The sequence below is a fragment of the Streptosporangium sp. NPDC051022 genome (assembly GCF_040683035.1).
Classification (GTDB): Bacteria; Actinomycetota; Actinomycetes; order Streptosporangiales; family Streptosporangiaceae; genus Streptosporangium.
In genome coordinates this window covers 25,110-44,077 of sequence record NZ_JBFBCF010000012.1, presented here as the reverse complement: position 1 = coordinate 44,077, position 18,968 = coordinate 25,110, and the positions used below count along the sequence as shown (strand labels likewise).

Here is an 18,968-nt window from a genome sequence, read left to right as displayed (position 1 = left end):
GGTCCGCGGCCTCGTCCCGCCGATCGGCGGGGGCCGTGCTTCCGTGGGGATCTCACAGCCGCGGGAGCGGGAACGACCTTCTGCCGGAAGTCTGGGGGTGGCACCCGGCCCGCACTCATAAAGAGGCACATAATTCTTGGCTATGGATCTAAGCCAGCAGACCCATATATGTATTGACGAGTCCACATAAATCAGCGCAAAACGCACAAAAAGAGGCGACCGGAGCGGTCGCCTCGGGCCGACGGATCACAGGCGGGGAACAACGGGGAACAACGGGGAACGGCAGGCGGGGAACACCGGCGAGAAGGAGTCAGAGCAGCAGGCCGGACCAGGCGGGTCAGGTCCAGGTCGGGTCAGGTCCAGGTCGGGTCAGGTCCAGGTCAGGTCCAGGTCAGGTCCAGGTCGGGTCAGGGAAGCGGGCCGGAGAACGGTGCCGGGACGACGGTGCCGCTCATGGCGACGGACTCCTCGCAGTGACGGACGATCTGCTCGACGACCTCGATCTCGTCGAACGGGGGATGGCTGGTGACTCCCCCTCCGGGCATCCGGTAGGAGAGTGACTCCTCACGGATCCAGATGTGCACGCCGGCGTGGACCCGGATCGCGGCCGTCCGCGGGCCCGCGGACACGTGCGGCCGCAGGCCGCGAATGGTCAGCAGCGCGCGGATCCGCTCCGCCGAGCGCAGGTGGGAGCCCGGCTCCGACCGGGCAGGGACCACACCGCCCGGACCACCGGGAAGCGGCACGGTGAAGAACACCGCTTTGCCCGCCGTCGGCCGGACACCGAGCCTGCTGCGCGTCGGGTGGACTCCCCACCGCCCGCCGTACCCGGCGGTCAGCGCGTCCACCACCTCCAGCCCCCGGCCGCCCGAGGCGTCCCACGGCGGGCGGGACGGAACCCTGCAGGGAGGGCCCTGGAGCGCGGAGTCGAACACCTTGATCACGACCTCGGGCCGGGCGCGCAGGCTCAGATACGCCCAGAGCTCCGGACCGCCGGACGACGGCCGCGTCCATGCCGCCCGGCAGGCGTGCAGGAGGGCGTTGGTGGCCAGCTCGGACGCGACCACCGTGGCGTCGTAGGTCAGGTCGGAGGGTATGCCGAACTCTCGGGACACGGCCCGTACGGCCGACCGCGCGACCTCGGCTCCCGTGCCGTCCAGCGGCAACGGCCAGGCGGGAAAACCGCCTTCGGCCAGGGGAGCGGGATATCCGTCGATCATCGGGGGCACTTCAGGCATGGTTGTCACCTTCGACCGGGCTCCGGGGGAACGTCGGCCTGCCGCCGGTGAACGGGCCGGAACGGGACGGGCGGCCTCGCCCGGCGGTCAGGAACACCTCGCGTCCCCTCACGCGGGTGTCGCGGATTCGTCAACGGCCAGGCCGTGATCGCAGCCGCGCGGTCCCGGACACTCCATTGCGGGGATTTCAGGGATCTTGAGGGTTCTCAAGGGGAGGGGCAGTCACAGTTTGCTCTCGACCCTCCGCCGACAGTCATTACTTGTCGCATAATCCTTGGCTATGGATCTCGATACGAGGCATCTTCGTATGATCTGCGCGATAGCCGAGACGGGCAGTGTCACCCGGGCCGCGGCCCGCATGGGTCTGTCGCAGCCGGCCATCACCAACCAGCTGCACCGGATCGAGAACCTCGTCGGCGGATCCCTGTTCGTCCGCAGCCGCTCCGGGGTCGAGCCAACGCCCCTGGGACGCCAGATCATCGCCCGCGCCAGGATCGTCCTGTCCGAGGTAGACGCGCTCTTCGGCGACATGCGCGGATCCCCCGGCCCGGCGGGCGTCCTGCGGCTGGGATGCGTGCACCTGGCCTGCGTGGCGAGCATCGTCAACCGGGTGGGCGAGACGCTGCCGGGGCGGGAGATCTCACTGCGCATCGAACCCTCGACGGTGTTGCTGGCCGAGGCTCTCACCCACGGTCACCTGGACGCCGCGCTGCTGGGCGTCATCGAGGGCTTCGACGTGACGCTGACGGCACCGGTGGTCAGCCGCACCCTCGTCCCCAGATACCCCATATTCATCGCGCTGTCCGCGGCCCATCCCCTGGCCGACCGTGAGGAGGTCGACCTGTCCGACCTGAGGGACGAGGCCTGGATCAGCCCGCCCGGCGCCGACGACGGATCACTCGCCGCGCTGCGGGCCTCCTGCCGTACGGCGGGCTTCGAACCGAAGGTGCTCTACGACGCCCCGAGCGGCGCGGCCAGGCCACTGGTCGCGGACGGGCACGGGGTCCGCCTGGTGGACCCCACCTGGCCTCCCGCGCCGGGTACGGTCGTCCGCCCCCTGGCGGGAGAGCCGCAGATCGCCAGGCTTGTCATGGCCTGGCGCAGGGATCGGCTGAGCGCCGAGGGGGCGACGGCCCTCTATCGCGGTCTGGCGGCCGCGTTCGGCGACCACATCGACGGCAATCCGGCCTTCAGCCGCTGGTGGAACACCCATCCCGAGGTGCATCCACTCCCCTGAGCCCACGGCCCGCGCCGGCGGTTCACCCGGCCTCGGTGAGGTCGGCCTCCTGGAGGATCACCTGAGCGAGGGCGTCGGCGGCGTCGAGGCGGCCGAGAGATCTGGCGGCCTTGGCCATGGTGACGCGGGCCTGGGAGTCGGCGAGCAGGGCGTCGAGTTCGGCGAGAAGCCGGTCGGGACCGGGACCGGCTTCGAGGAGCGCGTTGGCGGCTCCCGCCTCGACCAGGTAGCGGGCGTTCTGCCGCTGCTCGTCTCCCGCGGACGGGATCAGGGGAATCAAGACGGAGGCCTTGCCCACGGCGGTCAGCTCGGCGATGGTGCCGGCGCCGCTGCGGGAGACGACGACGTCGGCGGCGGCGTAGACGTGGGCGAGTTCAGCGCCGACGTAGGCCACAGGCTGGTAGCGGCCCGCCAGCTCGGGAGGGAGCGCGGCGGCGGTCTCGGTGAATTTGGCGATCCAGTCGGCACCGCACTGGTGCAGGACCTGCGCCCGGGTGAGCAGCGAGGGCAGGATCGCCTCGACCAGGGTGTTGATCTGGCGGCTTCCCTGGGCGCCGCCGGTCACGTAGATGAGGGGCAGCTCGGGCGAGAGCCGGAAGTGCCAGCGGCCCGACGGGGCGTTGCCGTTCAGCAGATGGGGCCGGACGGGGTTGCCGGTGACCACGGCCCGGTCCCGCGCCGAGGCGGGCAGGTGCTCGATCGAGGACGGGTGGGTGAGCGCGATCCGGGTGGCGAAACGCGCCAGGATGCGGTTGGCCAGGCCGAGCGCGGTGATCTGCTCGTGCATCACCAGCGGACGGCCGAGCAGCCGGGAGGCCAGTCCCAGCGGAACGCACACGTATCCGCCGGTGGACAGCACCACGTCGGGGCGGTAGCGGGCGGCGATGCCGAAGGCCTGCAGGACGCCGACGGGGATCCGGAACATGTCGGCGAGGTTGGTGAGCAGCTCGCGGGGGCTGGGCGAGCGCCGGAGCTTGCCCGCCTTGATCGCCCGGAAGGGGATGTCGTGCTCGGCCGCGATGCGGGCCTCCAGGCCGCTCGCCGTACCCACCCAGAGCACGTCGAGGTCGAGACCGCGGGCGGCGGCCTGTTCACGGACGGCCTCGACGGTGGTCAGCGCGGGGTAGGTGTGACCGCCGGTCCCGCCTCCGGTGACGAGCATCCGCAGGGGGCGACGGTTTCCGGCGTTCATGTGTGCGTGTCCTTCCAGCGTTGCGATCGTCCATGTCCTCGGCCGTGCCGACGTGTCCGGCGGCCCCGCGCACGCTACCCGGAGTCCCAATGAAGATCCAATTCAGCGTGAGTACGGCCGCCGCCCCGTCGGGGGGCGGGCGGCCGGTCACGGCACCCCGCCGTGCGCGGCGGGTGACCGTCCGGTCCTCACCCTGGTTTCCGGGGACACCGGAAACGATATTCGGCCTCAACTCCGTACAGCACCTTATCTTCCCGTATCCCCGGCATTCCCCCCGCTTTCACCACGATTCGCCCTCCCCTCGCGCTCCGGGACACAACGCTCCGGGACACGGTGCTCCGGGATGCGGCGTGCCGTCCGGCGGGAAGCCCTCTCAGCCGAGCACCTCACGGACGGCGTCGGCGTCGTACAGCCTCCAGGCCGGCAGCCTGGTGGCGCTCCCCCGCCCGTCCGGGGAGACCAGCAGTTCCCGGCGGCGCAGCATCAGGCGGAGGTGCCGCGCGTGGTCGGCGCCCTCGCCGGGTCCCCGGTCGAGCAGCACGGCGGTGACCCGGCCCCCGCTTTCCAGCACCGCGTCGACGCGGTGACCGTGCACGGTCCCGCCGAGCTCGACGGAGACGCCGGGAACGGCCCTGAACTCCCGGTACAGGCGTAGCAGCAGATCGTCGCCCTCGTCACCGCCCGCTCCCTCCGCCGCGCCCGCCGCGCCCGCGGCTCGCAGGAGCGCCGCGCCGACGCCACCGCGCTCACGCCACAGCTCCGGGTCGCCGACCACGACGAGATGGGACCTGGCCCGGGTGACGGCGACGTTCCAGAGGTTCAGCTGGCGGTCGACCCAGCTGATCGCTCCGGAGTGCATCCCCTCGGCCGCGACGAGGGAGAAGACCATCGCGTCGCACTCGCCACCCTGGAAGGTGTGAACGGTGCCCACCCGCACTCGCTTTTCGTGGGAGAGCCGCTCGCGAAGCGCCTCCTGCTGGGGTTTGAAGGGGGTGACCACCCCGATGGTCGCCTCGGCGGGCAGGTGCCGTACGAGGTAGTCGACGCACTCGCCCACCTTCTCGATCTCCGCCGGGTTCAGCCAGGATCCTCCCGAACGGGGACGCATCGCCTTGCCGGTGACGGGCGCCCAGGTGACCGCCGGGCGTGCCACGGCGGGCCGGGACCGGATGTCGGTGAGAACGGCCAGCCTGCCGCCGTAGAACAGGTCGTTGGAGACCTCGATGATGTCGGGGTGGCAGCGGTAGTGCTCGTCGAGCAGCATGCTCCCGCCCGCGGCGCGCTCGGCCGCGTGGAAGGCCGAGTGACGCCGGTAGGCCAGGCGCTGTTTCTCCAGCCAGTCGGCGCGCAGTCCGTTGTCACGCCGGATCGCCGCCTCGTGCTCGGGCCCGATCCTGGCGATGTGCGGCAGTTGCATGACGTCGCCGATGACCAGGGCGTGCCGGGCCCGGAACAGCAGGGGGACGACGTGGGGAATCGCGCACTGGCTGGCCTCGTCGATGATCACCAGGTCGAAGAGCGCGGGGTCGGGCGGGAAGCGGCGCGCCGACAGGCTGGTGACGGCCCAGCCGCGCACGTGGGCGAGCACCGCCCGTACCGCGGGCCAGTCGCTGCGCGGGCCGTCGGCCGCCTGCAGGAGCCCGGAGATCCCCTGGCGACCGGCTGTGGCCCCGGCCCGGACCGTGCTCTCCAGCAGCGTCGCCGCCGAGGCCTGGACGCTCGCCTCCGCCTCGCCGAGGGCCTCGGCCAGGGGCGTGTCGCCGCGTGCCGTACGGATCCGCTCTCGCCCCCGACGCCAGCGGCGCTCCGCGTCGGCGAAACGCGCGACGGCCGCGCAGGCCTCGGCGTCATCGGAGCCGACGGCCAGGCCGAGCCCGCGCAGCAGGCGGGTGCGACGCCACCGGCCGAGGAAACGCGCGCGGGCCGCGCGGGCGGCTCTGCGCTCCCACCGCGGGAGTCTCTCGTCGGCCCCGAGGGCCTCGGCCAGCGCGGGAGCGGCGACACCGAGCTCGCGGGCGTGCCCGTCCCTGTCCTCTCCCGCCTGGCGCAGCCGTCGCTCGGTGTGCGCGACCTCGGCGAGCTCCGTGCGCAGGGCGTCGAGCCCCTGACCGGCCAGGTCCACCTCCGCCTGGGCACCGAGGAGGGTGCGGACCGGCGGCGGGGTGGTGAGCAGCCGTTGGAGGGTGGCCGCCTCCTGCTGCCGGTAGTCCGTCTCGCCGCCGCGGGAGCCGGTGCGGACGACGGTGCCGGGGACAAGCCGTTCGCACCGCCGCCACACCTCGTCCACGGCCTGGTTGTTGGTCGAGGCGACCAGAACGCTCCGGCCGTTCGCCACCGCGGTGGCGACCAGGTTCGCGACCAGCTGGCTCTTGCCCGTTCCCGGAGGACCGGTGGCCACGGTGAGGCGGCGGGTCAGCGCCGAGCGCAGCACGGCGAGCTGCGCCTCGTTGGCGGGCAGGGGTGTCACCAGACGGATGGTCTCCGTGCTCTCGCCGGGCTCCCGAGGTACGGCGTCCGCCTCCGGGGACAGTGCCGCGAGCGCGGTCCGGGGGATCTGCGAGAGCTTTCCGGCGATGGAGGCGAAGTCCTCGAGCAGTTTCCTCGTCCTCACGGTGTCGCGGGGCATGAGGAAGAGCACGGCGGCGTTGCGCGCCCCGTGGGCGGGAGTGCGGACGTCGATGGGCCCGGCCAGCCGATCCGGTCTGAGCTCCTGGACGCACGGTAGCTCGAAGTCGTTGAGCAGCAGGTTTCGCAGGTCGACGGCCATCCGGTCGTGCTGCCCGGTGTGCCAGGTCGGCTGGTAGGTGAGGGCGAGCTCGGCGGCCTCCTCCGGACCCAGCCGGTCACGGGCCAGGCGCGGGTGGGGCACCACCGGCCCGTACGGCCTCAGCCGCGCCGCCTCCCCCTCGAAGACCACCTCGACCCGGCGCATGAGCAGCGGGGCGAACCGCGGCGACCGCGGGGAACGTCCCGTGGGCGACCCGGTGAGCACCACCGCCGGATATCCGGCCCACAGCTCCGTGTCCTGGGCCTTGCCGGCGGGGCTGTCGAGCAGCTCCGCGACCTCGGGGGTGAGCGGGGTGCAGCCGTCGTCGTCCACGTCTCCCGACAGGAAACGCTCGGGGCCGGTGAGGCAGACGTACGAACCGCCGTGGTCCGCCACCGTCAGCAGGGGCGTCTCCACCTCGTCGGAGATCACGCACCTGCGGTAGTAGTCCAGCAGCCTCGGCCAGGTGGGCGCCGCGGCGGACCCCTTCGAGGGAGGCGCGGCACCGGAGACGCCCGGCGGGACCGACGCGGGCTCGGCCGTTCTCCGGATCAGCGGGGCCAGGACCGGGGCGGCGCCCTGGGGACAGCCGGCCAGGATGATCCGGTCGTCGACGGCGAGGGCGGACTTGACCGGGATCTGCCGCCGGTCCAGGCCGCGCATGCGCCGGTTGACGTAGTCGAAGAGGTCGTCGACCGAGACCTGGCCCGCGCTGTCCCGGCCGGCCTTTCCCGTGCGCAGCGCCTCGACCAGCTGGGCGGTGAAGGCGGAGGGTTCGGGCCCGGCGGAGGTGTCGGCGCCGGAGTAGGAGTCCTCACCCGCCCTGGAGGAGGCGATCACGTAGACCCCCCTGCTGGACAGCGGGGCGGGCTCCGCCGACTTCGCCGCCGCCTGGGGCTTCCCGTCGCCGGTGCGCCAGCCCAGGGCGAAGCCGCCGCTGCGGCAGCAGTCGAGGACGGCCACCTTCTGCGGTGCCCAGCATTCCTCGAGACGCTCGTTGACGAAGCCCGCGCCGACCCCCGTCTCCGCGATCCGGTCGAAGTCGGTGTCCGCCGCCACGAAGAAGAACTCACCGGTGGACTGCGCCAGCCGGGTCCCGTGGCCGGTGATGTACAGCAGGGCCAGCTCGTTCTGCTCGCAGCCCTCGAGGAACTCGGCGATCTCGAAACGCATGTCGTCGGCTGTGGGGTCGGCGACCACCCGCACCGACGCGAACGCGCCGATGCTTCGATGCTCGACGACCTGCCGCATCTGCCAGAGGTCCGCGCGGGTGGACGGCAGCGCCCCGAACCGGCCGTCGGCGTATGTCTCCGTGCCGATCAGCAGGGCCTTACGGCGGAGCGATCCGCTCAACGGGCCTCCTCGTCATCGCGCAGGAACTCGCGCACCAGCCGCTCCTGAGCCGCGTCCGGGCGCCCCGAGATCTCAATCGAACGCTCTCCGTCGGAGAGGCTGACCTTGCGGTGGCGCTCGACCGCGCACCACTCCTTGATCGCCGTGATCAGCAGCTGGGAGACGGGCCTCGCCGACGCCGCGAGCGTCATCCAGAGCACCGCCTCGGCCGCGACCGCGCTCTTGCGCCCGTCGGCCGGGACCGCCCGGGTGACCTCGAACTCCACGGTGACGCCGTCGACCCTCACGAGCTCGTCACGGAGCGCGCGGGTGAGCCGCTCCTGCCTCAGGGAGTCTCCGCCCGTGAGGACCTCCAGTCGCACCGTCGATTCTGTGTTGTCCATGCGGTTTCCCTCGGTTCACGGAGCAGGTCGAAGACAGCGGGAGAGGACACCGGGAGCCTGGCGGCCGGGTATGACGGCGGCGGCGAAGTCATCCGGATGCGTAAAGCGAAAGGCGCCCGAATAATCCCGAGAAGATTATCGCCACAGGGGCGGAAATGTAGCACTTTCCCGTTCGATACGGCTTTTCCAATGAATCCACAGAGGGCGCGACACCTCATTCTCCAGCAGGGAACCCGAAGATCGCAAACGCGATTCCCGCTGCTCAACGCCCTGAGCGGATCCGTAACAACACCTTACGGTCAACCGAAAAAGCATTCCCGAGAGAGCCACGATGACGAATCCCGATTCACCGACAAGAGCCCCCGAGATTTGACCGGTTTACGGGACAGATCAGACAAAAGCGCAATATTGCCCGCATTTCAGCCTCGGTTCCGGCCCGTTCCCGGTTCTCTCCCTCACCACCGCGCCGTATCGGGACCGGGCCACCGGGACCGGGCCACCGAGAGCGGGCGCCCCCGCTCCCCCTGCTCGCGATTGAAGAGACCCGGACCTCCGTGGACGGGGAAAGCGCGAACCGCTGGAAAACAGGCGGGGGATACGGACAGGGCGCAGAGGATCCCCGCCCGGCGGCTTTCCTGGACGACGACATGCCGAAGGGCCCCCGCGGACGTTCCGCGGGGGCCCTTCGGCGTGCCGTACTAGTAAATGGGGCGCGAGGAGGAGCGCAGCCGCTCCAGGGCTTCGGCCAGGATCTGGGCGCCGTCCTTGTCGCTGCGGCGCTCCTTCACGTAGGCGAGGTGCGTCTTGTAAGGCTCGTTGCGCGGCGGCGCGGGCGGGTTGGCCTCGTCCTGACCGGCCGGAAGACCGCACCGGGGGCAGTCCCAGAACTCCGGCACGGCGGCGTCGCTGGCAAAGCTGGGACGCGTCTCATGCATGTTCGCGCACCAGAACGGAACCCTTACACGGGGAGCCGCCTCGCCACGCTCCGCCTCCCCCATCGGGCCGGCGCCGACACGGCTGCCACGGATCGCGTTGCCACTACCCACGGATGAACTCCTCGCTCGATGGCCCCTGCGCTCGTTTGGATGCGAGGGGCTGAACCACTGTCACGCCTGTCGTAGCCGATCAGGGCCTAAGGAGCAGACCCAGCGCGATGATGCACACGAACCAGACCACACCGGTGATGATGGTGAGCCGGTCAAGGTTGCGCTCCACCACGGAGGAGCCGCCGAACGACGACGAGAACCCGCCGCCGAACAGATCCGACAGGCCACCGCCCTTGCCCTTGTGAAGCAGAACAAGCAGCACCATCAGCAGGCTCGCCAGGATGAGAGCGATGGAGATTCCGATTGTCACCGTTGACCTGTCCCTGTGTGCGCGCGACCCGCGTCCGGGCGCGCCCCTTGTATGACGCCTGTGGCGTGACGATTCAAACTTGCTCTAAGAGGGTACGACCTGTTGTCAAGTCGTACCCTCCGAACGGCTCAGTCAGCCAGACATTTCGCTAAAGCGACAGATCTTGGCGAACTCTCCCGGGTCAAGGCTCGCGCCTCCGACCAGGGCTCCGTCCACATCCGGCTGAGCCATGATGCCGGCGATGTTGTCGGACTTGACCGAGCCTCCGTAAAGGATACGGACAGCCGCGGCCACCTCGCCGTCATACAGCTCGGCGAGTCGGGAACGCAGTGCCGAGCAGACCTCCTGCGCGTCGGCCGGGGTGGCCACCTCGCCGGTGCCGATCGCCCAGACCGGCTCGTAGGCCAGCACGATGGATGTGACCTGCTCCGCCGGAACCCCGGCGAGCGCCCCGTCGAGCTGCGAGACGCTGTGGGCCACCTGTCCACCGGCCTGACGGACCTCCAGCCCCTCCCCCACGCACAGGATCGGCGTGAGCGAGTGACGGTAGGCCGCCTTCACCTTGGCGTTGACCAGGGTGTCGTCCTCGTTGTGGTACTGCCGCCGCTCGGAGTGCCCGATCACGACGAAGGTGCATCCGAGCTTGGCGAGCATCGCCCCGGAGACGTCTCCGGTGTAGGCGCCTCCGTCGTGCTGTGACAGGTCCTGCCCGCCGTACAGCAGCCGCAGCTTGTCGCCGTCGACCAGGGTCTGCACGCTGCGCAGATCCGTGAACGGCGGCAGGACCGCCACGTCGACCTTGTCGAAGTCCTTGTCGTTGAGTGCGAACGCCAGCTTCTGGGTGGTGGCGATGGCCTCAAGGTGGTTGAGGTTCATCTTCCAGTTGCCGGCCATGAGCGGTTTGCGCGGCGTGCTCATCGGTCGCTCACCTCCGCCTCCAGCGCGACGAGTCCGGGCAGGGTCTTGCCCTCCAGATATTCGAGGCTGGCGCCGCCACCGGTGGAGATGTGCGAGAAACCGTCCTCGGGGAGGCCGAGCAGGCGCACGGCGGCGGCCGAGTCACCGCCTCCGACGACCGTGAAGGCCTCCGACCGGATCAACGCCTCGGCGACCGCCCTGGTTCCCCCGGAGAACGCCTCGAACTCGAAGACGCCCATCGGGCCGTTCCAGAACACGGTCTCGGCGTCGGCGAGCTTCGTGGCGAACAGCTCGCGGCTGCGCGGGCCGATGTCGAGGCCCTGCCTGTCGGCCGGGATCGCGGTCGCGTCGACGACCTCGTACCCGGCGTCCTCGGCGAAGTGCGTGGCGGCCAGCACGTCGACCGGGAGGACGATCTCGACGCCGCGCTTGATCGCCTCGCTGAGGAAGTCGCGCACCTGGTCGAGCTGGTCGCGCTGCAGCAGCGACTGGCCCACCTCGTACCCCTGGGCGGCCAGGAAGGTGTAGGCCATGCCGCCGCCGATGAGCAGCCTGTCCACCTTGGTGAGCAGGTTGCCGATGACACCGAGCTTGTCGGAGACCTTCGCGCCGCCGAGCACCACGACGTACGGCCTGGCGGGGTTCTCGGTCAGCTGCCTGAGGACGCCGACCTCGGCCAGGACCAGCGCGCCCGCCGCGTGCGGCAGGAGCAGCGGAACGTCGTAGACGCTGGCGTGCTTGCGGTGGACGGCGCCGAAGCCGTCGCCCACGTAGATCTCGCCGAAGGCGGCCAGCTTCCCGGCGAACGCGGCGCGCTCGGCGTCGTCCTTGGACTCCTCGCCCGGCTCGAACCGCAGGTTCTCCAGCAGGGCCACCTGGCCGTCCTGGAGACCCTCGACCACGGCCTGCGCCGACGGTCCGACCACGTCGGCCGCGAAGGCGACCTCGGCCTCCAGCAGCTCGCCCAGCCGCCTGGCCACGGGGGCCAGGGAGTACTTCGGGTTGGGCTCGCCCTTCGGACGGCCCAGGTGGGCACAGGCGATCACGCGCGCGCCCCTGTCCGCGAGCTCCTTGATCGTCGGCACCGAGGCCCGGATGCGGCCGTCGTCGGTGATGACGTCCCCGTCGAGGGGGACGTTGAGGTCGACGCGTACGAGGACGCGCCGACCCTTCACGTCGAACTCAGAGAGATCCTTCATCAGAGGTCGGCGCCGACCAGTTCGATGAGGTCGGCGAGGCGGTTGGAGTAACCCCACTCGTTGTCGTACCAGCCGACGACCTTGACCTGGTTGCCGATCACCTTGGTCAGACCGGCGTCGAAGATGCAGGACGACGGGTCGGTGACGATGTCGGAGGAGACGATCGGGTCCTCGGTGTAGGTCAGGTAGCCCTTGAGCGCGCCGGCGGCGGCGGCCTTGAGCGCGGCGTTGACCTCCTCGACGGTGGTCTCGCGGCTGACGTCCACGGTCAGGTCGGTGGCCGAGCCGGTGGGGATCGGCACGCGCAGCGCGAAGCCGTCGAGCTTGCCCTTCAGCTCGGGCAGCACCAGGCCGATGGCCTTGGCCGCGCCGGTCGAGGTCGGCACGATGTTCAGCGCGGCGGCGCGGGCGCGGCGCAGGTCGCTGTGCGGGCCGTCCTGCAGGTTCTGGTCCTGCGTGTAGGCGTGGATCGTGGTCATCAGACCCTTCTCGATGCCGAAGGTGTCATTGATGACCTTGGCCATGGGGGCCAGGCAGTTGGTGGTGCACGACGCGTTGGAGATGATCGTGTGGTTGGCCGGGTCGTACTTGTCGTGGTTGACGCCCATCACGACGGTGACGTCCTCGTTCTTGGCCGGAGCCGAGATGATGACCTTCTTCGCGCCGTTCTCGGCGTGCACCCTGGCCTTGTTGGCGTCGGTGAAGAAGCCGGTGGACTCGACCACGACGTCCACCCCCAGGTCACCCCAGGGAAGCTTGGCGGGGTCGCGCTCGGCGAAGGCCTTGATCGCCTTGCCGTCCACGATGATCTCGTCGGCGGTGCTCTTCACCTCGTACGGCAGGCGGCCGAGGATGCTGTCGTACTTGAGCAGGTGGGCGAGCGTGGCGTTGTCGGTCAGGTCGTTGACCGCAACGATCTCGATGTCCTTGCCGCTGGCAGCGACCGCACGCCAGAAGTTGCGACCGATGCGGCCGAATCCGTTGACGCCTACGCGGATGCTCACGGTGCCGATCTCCTCGTACGTCGTGCGCCGATCCGTCGGACCGGCGACTTGAGCTGGCTGAAACCTCAATCACGAACCCTATCGGACCCAAATTGGTTTAGACCACTTGCGGGGTCAAGTCCGTTCTCCCTAACCCCATGGGCAGGTATCACACCGTTCAAGTCGAGTGCCCGACTTGTCACTGTAGGCGGGAAAAACCCCAGAATGACCTGCTATGACATGGCGAAATTCACGGACGAAGGGAGCGCTGAAGCGAGCGATTCAGCCCCGGGCGACTCCGCACCCGTGGCACCGGCCGCACGGGGCGGCGGCGAGCGAGGAGCACCCCCGGACGGAAAAGCGCACCCCACCCGGAACACGGCCGGCCGGAAGACACCGTGCCCGAAACCCGCCTCGCCAAAAGCCCCCATCACGACCAACCTCAATCCACCCAAAAACACCAATCACCCACTAATCCACACAAAGTCCCCAGCCAAAACCCGCCTCACCAAAAACCCACTCCACGGCACCACGATCGACCCCAGACCCTCCCAAAGACACCCCCTTCACCTCCCGAGGGCCTCACCCGGAACCTGGCCTGCCCGACAACCCGTCACAGCACCCTGACTTCCCCAACCCGATCAAAGCCACCACCCACCCCACCCCCGGCCTCGGCTCCGACCCCCGAAAGCCCGCCCCGGAACCCGCCCGGCAGAAAGGATCATCACGACCGAGCCCGGCCCCGCCCAGTGCGGTGACCACCGCCGCCTTCACCGCCGCCCTCACCGTGTCCGAGACCGCCCGAGCACCGACACGATGTCCGGCGAAGCCCAAACGGATCCACACCGACGAACAGCGCCTCCCTTGGCGGAACACCCCGGCCCAGCACCGAAAGCCACCACGGGCCCCCAAGAGCCGCCCCCGGTCCCCGGACAGCCCCGCCACCACGATCCTGCGAACCGCTCCTCCCCTCACCCCGCCCGCAACCGCCCAAGCACCGGCACAGGGCTCGGCGAGGCGAAACGGATCGACACCGCCAAGCGGCATCCACCCCGGCGAACGCCTCCGCCCATAACACCAGAAACCGCCGTGAACCCCCCAGGAGCCGGTACGACGGTTGGCGAAACGGAGTGGGCCGACGCCGGTGAACGGTGCTCAATCCGGCGAACGCTCCCGGCCACGGCACCGGGAAGCCGCGCACCGGGAACCGGCACGGCCTCCCAGAACCTGATCCCGGCCGGTCCCCGTCCCGCGGACCGTTCCCGCGTCCTCCGCCCGCCCGGCTTCTCCGCCGGACCGCCCCCGGCCACGCCGGAGGCCGGCCGCAGATCCGTCCCGCACCGGCACGGCGAGGAGCCCGGCCACCGCGCCGGGGGCGCGGGCTAGGGCTAGGGCGCCAGCATGTCGACGGTGAGGTTCGCCTCGGTGTTGGGAATGCCGATGTCCTGGGCGCGCTTGTCGGCCATCGCGAGCAGGCGGCGGATGCGCCCGGCGATGGCGTCCTTGGTCAGCGGCGGATCGGCGAGCTGACCGAGTTCTTCCAGGGAGGCCTGCTTGTGCTCGACCCGCAGGCGTCCGGCGATCACCAGGTGCTCGGGAGCCTCCTCACCGAGGATCTCCAGAGCCCGCTGCACCCTGGCCCCGGCCGCGACGGCGGCGCGGGCCGAGCGCCGCAGGTTGGCGTCGTCGAAGTTGGCCAGCCGGTTGGCCGTCGCCCGCACCTCGCGGCGCATGCGCCGCTCCTCCCAGGCCAGCACGCTGTCATGGGCGCCCAGCCGGGTGAGCAGCGCACTGATCGCGTCGCCGTCGCGGACCACGACGCGGTCGACGCCGCGGACCTCGCGGGCCTTGGCGTGGATCTTCAGTCGCCTGGCGGAGCCGACCAGGGCGAGCGCCGCCTCGGGGCCCGGGCAGGTGACCTCCAACGACATGGAGCGGCCCGGCTCGGTGAGGGACCCGTGTGCCAGGAACGCGCCCCGCCACGCGGCCTCCGCGTCGCATGTCGCCCCCGCGACCACCTGACGCGGCAGACCGCGGACCGGGCGGCCGTGATTGTCGATCAGGCCTGTCTGCCGGGCCAGCGCCTCCCCGTCGCGATACACCCTGACCACGTAGCGCGATCCCTTGCGCAGTCCCGCGGGGGCCAGGACGAGCACCTCGGCCTTGTGCCCGAACACCTCGCCGATGTCCTTGATGAGTCTCCTGGCGGTGACGTTGGTGTCCAGCTCCGCCTCGATCACGATCCGCCCGCCCACCAGGTGCAGCCCGCTCGCGAACCGCAGGAGCGTCGACACCTCGGCCTTACGGCAGCAAGGCTTCAGGACTGGCAACCGGCTCAGCTCGTCCTTCACCACACCTGTCATCGCCATGCGCGTTCGTCCTCCCCCATACAGACCTCGTGCGGCCCGAGAAACCAGGCTCACAGAAGTTTCTCGCACTCCTGAGCGGCGCTGACCAGGATCAACGCTTCTCACGGAAAATCTCGTCCAGGACGGAGGCAAGACGTTGCGCATCGTGCCGCGGCGAGCCGTCCTCGTCGGCCACCTCGGCCAGGACCAGACGCCCGCCCAACCCGGCCACGGCCTTCTCCAGCTCCTCCTCGTCCTCGGCCACGCCGGTGTCGGCGAGCACCACGTCGATCTCCAGGTCCGGAGCGTGCTGGCGCAGCACCTCCAGGTGCTTCTGGGGCGAGAAACCGTCGGTCTCCCCTGGCTGCGGGGCCAGGTTGAGCGCGACCAGGCGGCGCGCCCGGGTGCGGTGCAGGGCGTCGGCCAGCTCCGGCACCTTGAGATGGGGAAGCACGCTGGTGAACCACGACCCCGGGCCGAAGACCACCCAGTCGGCCTCCAGCACCGCCTGGACCGCCTCCGGACAGGCGGGCGGATCCTCCGGCAGCAGCGAGATGGCCCGGACCCTGCCGGGGGTGAGCGCACACGCCACCTGGCCGTACACGGTGCTCACCCGGCCGTCCAGCTCCACCTCGGCGGCGATGTCGAGCGGCACCGACGCCATCGGCAGCACCCGCCCGTGCGCGCCGAGCAGCCGTCCCACCCAGTCGAGACCGGCGACCGTGTCCCCGAGCCGCTCCCACAGCGCCACGATCAGCAGGTTGCCGACGGCGTGCCCGTGCAGGTCGCCCTCGCTGCGGAACCGGTGCTGCACGACCTCACTCCAGGTCCGCCCCCACTCGTCGTCACCGCACAGCGCGGCCAGGGCCATCCGCAGGTCTCCCGGGGGCAGCACGCCGAGCTCGCGGCGGAGCCGCCCGCTCGATCCGCCGTCGTCGGCCACGGTGACCACCGCCGTGAGCCCGGAGGTGACCCTGCGCAGCGCCGAGAGCGAGGCGTACAGTCCGTGTCCGCCGCCCAGGGCGACGACTTTGATGTCTCCGATGTCTCCGCTCACTCCCGGCCCACATCCCGGTGGCTCACCTGCACCTCCATGCCTCCCCGATCTCGCAATCGACCGCCGATCTGCTCGGCCATGGCGACGCTGCGGTGCTTGCCGCCGGTACAGCCGACGGCGAGAGTGGCGTAGCCCTTGCCCTCGCGGGTGTAGCCGGCCGCGATGATGCCGACCACCTCCTCGTAGGCGTCGAGGAGCTCCTTGGCGCCGGACTGGTTGAGAACGTAGTCGCGCACGGGGGCGTCGAGGCCGTTCATCGGGCGGAGCTCGGGAACCCAGTGGGGGTTGGGCAGGAAGCGGCAGTCGACGACCAGGTCGGCGTCGACGGGCAGGCCGTACTTGTAGCCGAAGGAGACCACGTTGACCCGCAGTCCGGGCCGGTCCTCGCCGCCGAAGAAGGCGACGATCTTGCCGCGGAGCTCGTGGACGTTGAGGTTGGAGGTGTCGATGACCAGGTCGGCGTTGGCGCGGACCTCACGCAGGATGCCGCGCTCGCGGGCGATTCCGTCGACCAGCCTGCCGTCTCCCTGCAGCGGGTGCGGACGGCGGACGTTCTCGAACCTGCGGACCAGTTCCTCGTCGCTGGCCTCGAGGAACACCACGCGCACCGCGACGCCGCGCCCTTCCAGCTCCTCGATCGCGGCGTTGAGGTCGGTGGTGAAGGCCAGGCTGCGCACGTCGACCACGGCGGCCACCTTGTCGGCGGCCAGCTTGACCCTCCCGGCCTCCTCCGCCATGGCGAACAGCAGGCCGGGCGGCAGGTTGTCGATGACGAACCAGCCCAGATCCTCCAGGGCCTTGGCAGCGGTGCTCCGTCCCGCCCCCGACATGCCGGTGACGATGACGAACGCGGGTTCTCTTTCGTTCATGGGTTCTCCCCCTTCAACGCCGACACGATCGTCTCGGCCGTAGCGGGGCCGATCCCGGGAACCTCGCAGATCTGGGCAGCGGTCGCCTCTCGCAGCCGCTTCACGGATCCGAAATGCTTGATCAGGGCCTGCCTGCGGGCAGGGCCGAGCCCGGGAACCTCGTCCAGGGCGCTTTCCTTGACGCTCTTCGACCGCTTGGACCGATGGTAGGTGATGGCGAAGCGGTGGGCCTCGTCGCGCACACGCTGGAGGAGGTAAAGAGCCTCGCTCGACCGGGGCAGGATCACGGGCAGGTCCTCGCCCGGAAGCCAGACCTCCTCCAGCCGCTTGGCCAGACCGCAGACCGCCACGTCGTCCACGCCGAGCTCGTCGAGCGCCCGCTGGGCGGCGGCCGCCTGGGCGGGTCCGCCATCCACCACGACCAGGTTGGGGGCATAGGCGAACTTGCGCGGCCTGCCGGTCTCCGGGTCGACGCCCGGCTCGGCTCCCGGCCCCGCGCTCCCCTCTGCGCTCCCCTCTGTGCTTCCCTCCGGGCCCGTCTCCCGGACCGCGTCCGGGCCCGGCTCCGCGTCGAGCTCCCCGGTGGCCGAGCGCTCCTCCAGGTGGCGCTTGAACCGGCGTGAGATCACCTCGTATATCGAGGCGACGTCGCCCTCGGTCGAGTTGACGGAGAAACGGCGGTATTCGCTCTTGCGGGCCAGCCCGTCCTCGAACACCACCATGGAGGCCACCACGTTGGTGCCCTGCGTGTGGGAGACGTCGTAGCACTCGATCCGCAGCGGCGCCTGGTCCAGGCCGAGCGCGTCGGCGACCTCCTGCAGCGCCTTGCTCCGCGCGGTCAGGTCGCTGGCCCGCTTCAGCTTGTGCTGGGTGAGGGCCTCCTTGGCGTTGCGCTCGACGGTCTCCATCAGCGTCTTCTTGTCGCCGCGTTGCGGGACGCGGATCTCGACCCGGGCCCCCCGGTGCTCGGTGAGCAGCTCGGCGACCGCCTCGGCGTCCGGCGGCAGGGCGGGCACCAGCACCTCCCTCGGCAGTGCCTCGGAGGTCGCCTCGCCGTACATCTGCAGCAGGAACTGCTCGACCAGCTCGCCGGGCCCGGCGTCCTCGATCTTGTCGACCACCCAGCCGCGCTGACCTCTGATGCGCCCGCCCCGCACGTAGAAGACCTGAACCGCCGCCTCCAGCGGATCCTCGACCAGCGCGATCACGTCACAGTCGGTGTTGTCGGCCAGCACCACCGCCTGCTTCTCCATCGCCCGCTGCAACGCCTGGATGTCGTCGCGCAGCCGGCCCGCCCGTTCGTACTCCTGCTCGGCGGCGGCCTGGCGCATCTCGCGCTCCAGTCGCCTGGTGAACCGGCCGGTGTTGCCCGCCATGAAGTCGCAGAAGTCGTCGGCCAGCGCCCGGTGCTCGTCGGCGCTGACCCGGCCGACGCACGGCGCGGAGCACTTATCGATGTAACCCAGCAGGCAGGGCCGGTCGATCTGGGCGGCGCGCCGGAACACCCCCGCCGAGCAGCTCCTGATCGGGAACACCCGCAGCAGCAGGTCGACCGTCTCCCTGATCGCCCAGGCGTGGGAGTAGGGGCCGAAGTAGCGGGTGCCCTTGCGCTTGGCCCCGCGCAGCACCTGGACCCTGGGGAACTCCTCCCCCATGGTGACCGCGAGGTAGGGGTAGGACTTGTCGTCACGGTATTTGACGTTGAAACGGGGGTCGTACTCCTTGATCCAGGAGTATTCGAGCTGGAGCGCCTCAACCTCGGTGCCGACGATCGTCCAGTCGACGTCCACGGCGGTCGTGAGCATGGTCTGGGTGCGCGGGTGCAGTCCCGCGAAGTCGGCGAAGTAGGTGTTCAGCCGCTGGCGCAGGCTCTTGGCCTTGCCCACGTAGATGACCCGGCCTCCGGCGTCCCGGAATCGGTAGACGCCGGGGGACTCGGGGATCGACCCCGGCTTCGGCCGGAAACTCGCCGGACCGCCCATAGATCTCGCCACGTTCAAAAGCCTATAGGCCTTCACCGACAGGATCCCCTTCTCAAAGGCCCCTATCCGCCTCACCTCCGCCACAC

The 18,968-nt window shown here is 70.4% G+C and carries 14 protein-coding genes; 1 reads left to right on the top strand and 13 read right to left on the bottom strand.

Annotated elements, in window-relative coordinates:
- Positions 1-407: 407 nt before the first annotated feature.
- Positions 408-1,238: an ATP-binding protein gene (locus tag AB0N02_RS20635; protein WP_363948740.1), complete on the bottom strand. Its 831-nt coding sequence runs from the start codon at positions 1,236-1,238 to the stop codon at positions 408-410.
- A 280-nt stretch (positions 1,239-1,518) separates the two neighbouring features.
- Here AB0N02_RS20635 and AB0N02_RS20630 point away from each other — a divergent pair, with 280 nt between their 5' ends.
- Positions 1,519-2,475: a LysR family transcriptional regulator gene (locus AB0N02_RS20630; protein WP_363948738.1), complete on the top strand. Its 957-nt coding sequence runs from the start codon at positions 1,519-1,521 to the stop codon at positions 2,473-2,475.
- Positions 2,476-2,497: 22 nt separating this feature from the next.
- Here the strand turns inward: AB0N02_RS20630 and AB0N02_RS20625 are convergent, their stop codons facing one another.
- The 12 genes from AB0N02_RS20625 to uvrC form a co-directional block, all read right to left on the bottom strand.
- On the bottom strand, positions 2,498-3,667 hold the full coding sequence (locus tag AB0N02_RS20625; RefSeq protein ID WP_363948736.1) for a UDP-N-acetylglucosamine--N-acetylmuramyl-(pentapeptide) pyrophosphoryl-undecaprenol N-acetylglucosamine transferase: 1,170 nt from the start codon (positions 3,665-3,667) through the stop codon (positions 2,498-2,500).
- 373 nt (positions 3,668-4,040) lie between these two features.
- Positions 4,041-7,787: an AAA domain-containing protein gene (locus tag AB0N02_RS20620; protein ID WP_363948734.1), complete on the bottom strand. Its 3,747-nt coding sequence runs from the start codon at positions 7,785-7,787 to the stop codon at positions 4,041-4,043.
- Positions 7,784-8,170, bottom strand: coding sequence for a hypothetical protein (locus AB0N02_RS20615; protein ID WP_363948732.1), 387 nt, complete (start codon positions 8,168-8,170; stop codon positions 7,784-7,786). Before AB0N02_RS20615 ends, AB0N02_RS20620 begins: the two co-directional genes overlap by 4 nt.
- Before the next feature lie 698 nt (positions 8,171-8,868).
- Complete coding sequence (locus AB0N02_RS20610) at positions 8,869-9,216, bottom strand: RNA polymerase-binding protein RbpA (RefSeq protein WP_012892502.1); 348 nt, start codon at positions 9,214-9,216, stop codon at positions 8,869-8,871.
- 79 nt (positions 9,217-9,295) lie between these two features.
- Complete coding sequence (gene secG, locus AB0N02_RS20605; RefSeq protein WP_363948730.1) at positions 9,296-9,526, bottom strand: preprotein translocase subunit SecG; 231 nt, start codon at positions 9,524-9,526, stop codon at positions 9,296-9,298.
- A 132-nt stretch (positions 9,527-9,658) separates the two neighbouring features.
- Positions 9,659-10,444, bottom strand: coding sequence for a triose-phosphate isomerase (tpiA, locus tag AB0N02_RS20600; RefSeq protein WP_363948728.1), 786 nt, complete (start codon positions 10,442-10,444; stop codon positions 9,659-9,661).
- The gene (locus AB0N02_RS20595) at positions 10,441-11,643 is read right to left on the bottom strand and encodes a phosphoglycerate kinase (RefSeq protein WP_363948726.1); all 1,203 of its coding nucleotides are present in this window, start codon (positions 11,641-11,643) and stop codon (positions 10,441-10,443) included. Before AB0N02_RS20595 ends, tpiA begins: the two co-directional genes overlap by 4 nt.
- On the bottom strand, positions 11,643-12,647 hold the full coding sequence (gene gap / locus AB0N02_RS20590; RefSeq protein WP_363948724.1) for a type I glyceraldehyde-3-phosphate dehydrogenase: 1,005 nt from the start codon (positions 12,645-12,647) through the stop codon (positions 11,643-11,645). The genes AB0N02_RS20595 and gap overlap by 1 nt, the downstream gene beginning before the upstream one ends.
- A 1,367-nt stretch (positions 12,648-14,014) precedes the next feature.
- Complete coding sequence (gene whiA / locus AB0N02_RS20585; RefSeq protein ID WP_012892507.1) at positions 14,015-14,995, bottom strand: DNA-binding protein WhiA; 981 nt, start codon at positions 14,993-14,995, stop codon at positions 14,015-14,017.
- Positions 14,996-15,086: 91 nt separating this feature from the next.
- Complete coding sequence (yvcK, locus tag AB0N02_RS20580) at positions 15,087-16,031, bottom strand: uridine diphosphate-N-acetylglucosamine-binding protein YvcK (protein ID WP_363948721.1); 945 nt, start codon at positions 16,029-16,031, stop codon at positions 15,087-15,089.
- Positions 16,028-16,900: an RNase adapter RapZ gene (gene rapZ, locus AB0N02_RS20575; protein ID WP_363948718.1), complete on the bottom strand. Its 873-nt coding sequence runs from the start codon at positions 16,898-16,900 to the stop codon at positions 16,028-16,030. The genes yvcK and rapZ overlap by 4 nt, the downstream gene beginning before the upstream one ends.
- On the bottom strand, positions 16,897-18,882 hold the full coding sequence (gene uvrC, locus AB0N02_RS20570; RefSeq protein WP_363949199.1) for an excinuclease ABC subunit UvrC: 1,986 nt from the start codon (positions 18,880-18,882) through the stop codon (positions 16,897-16,899). Before uvrC ends, rapZ begins: the two co-directional genes overlap by 4 nt.
- Between the last annotated feature and the right edge of the window lie 86 nt (positions 18,883-18,968).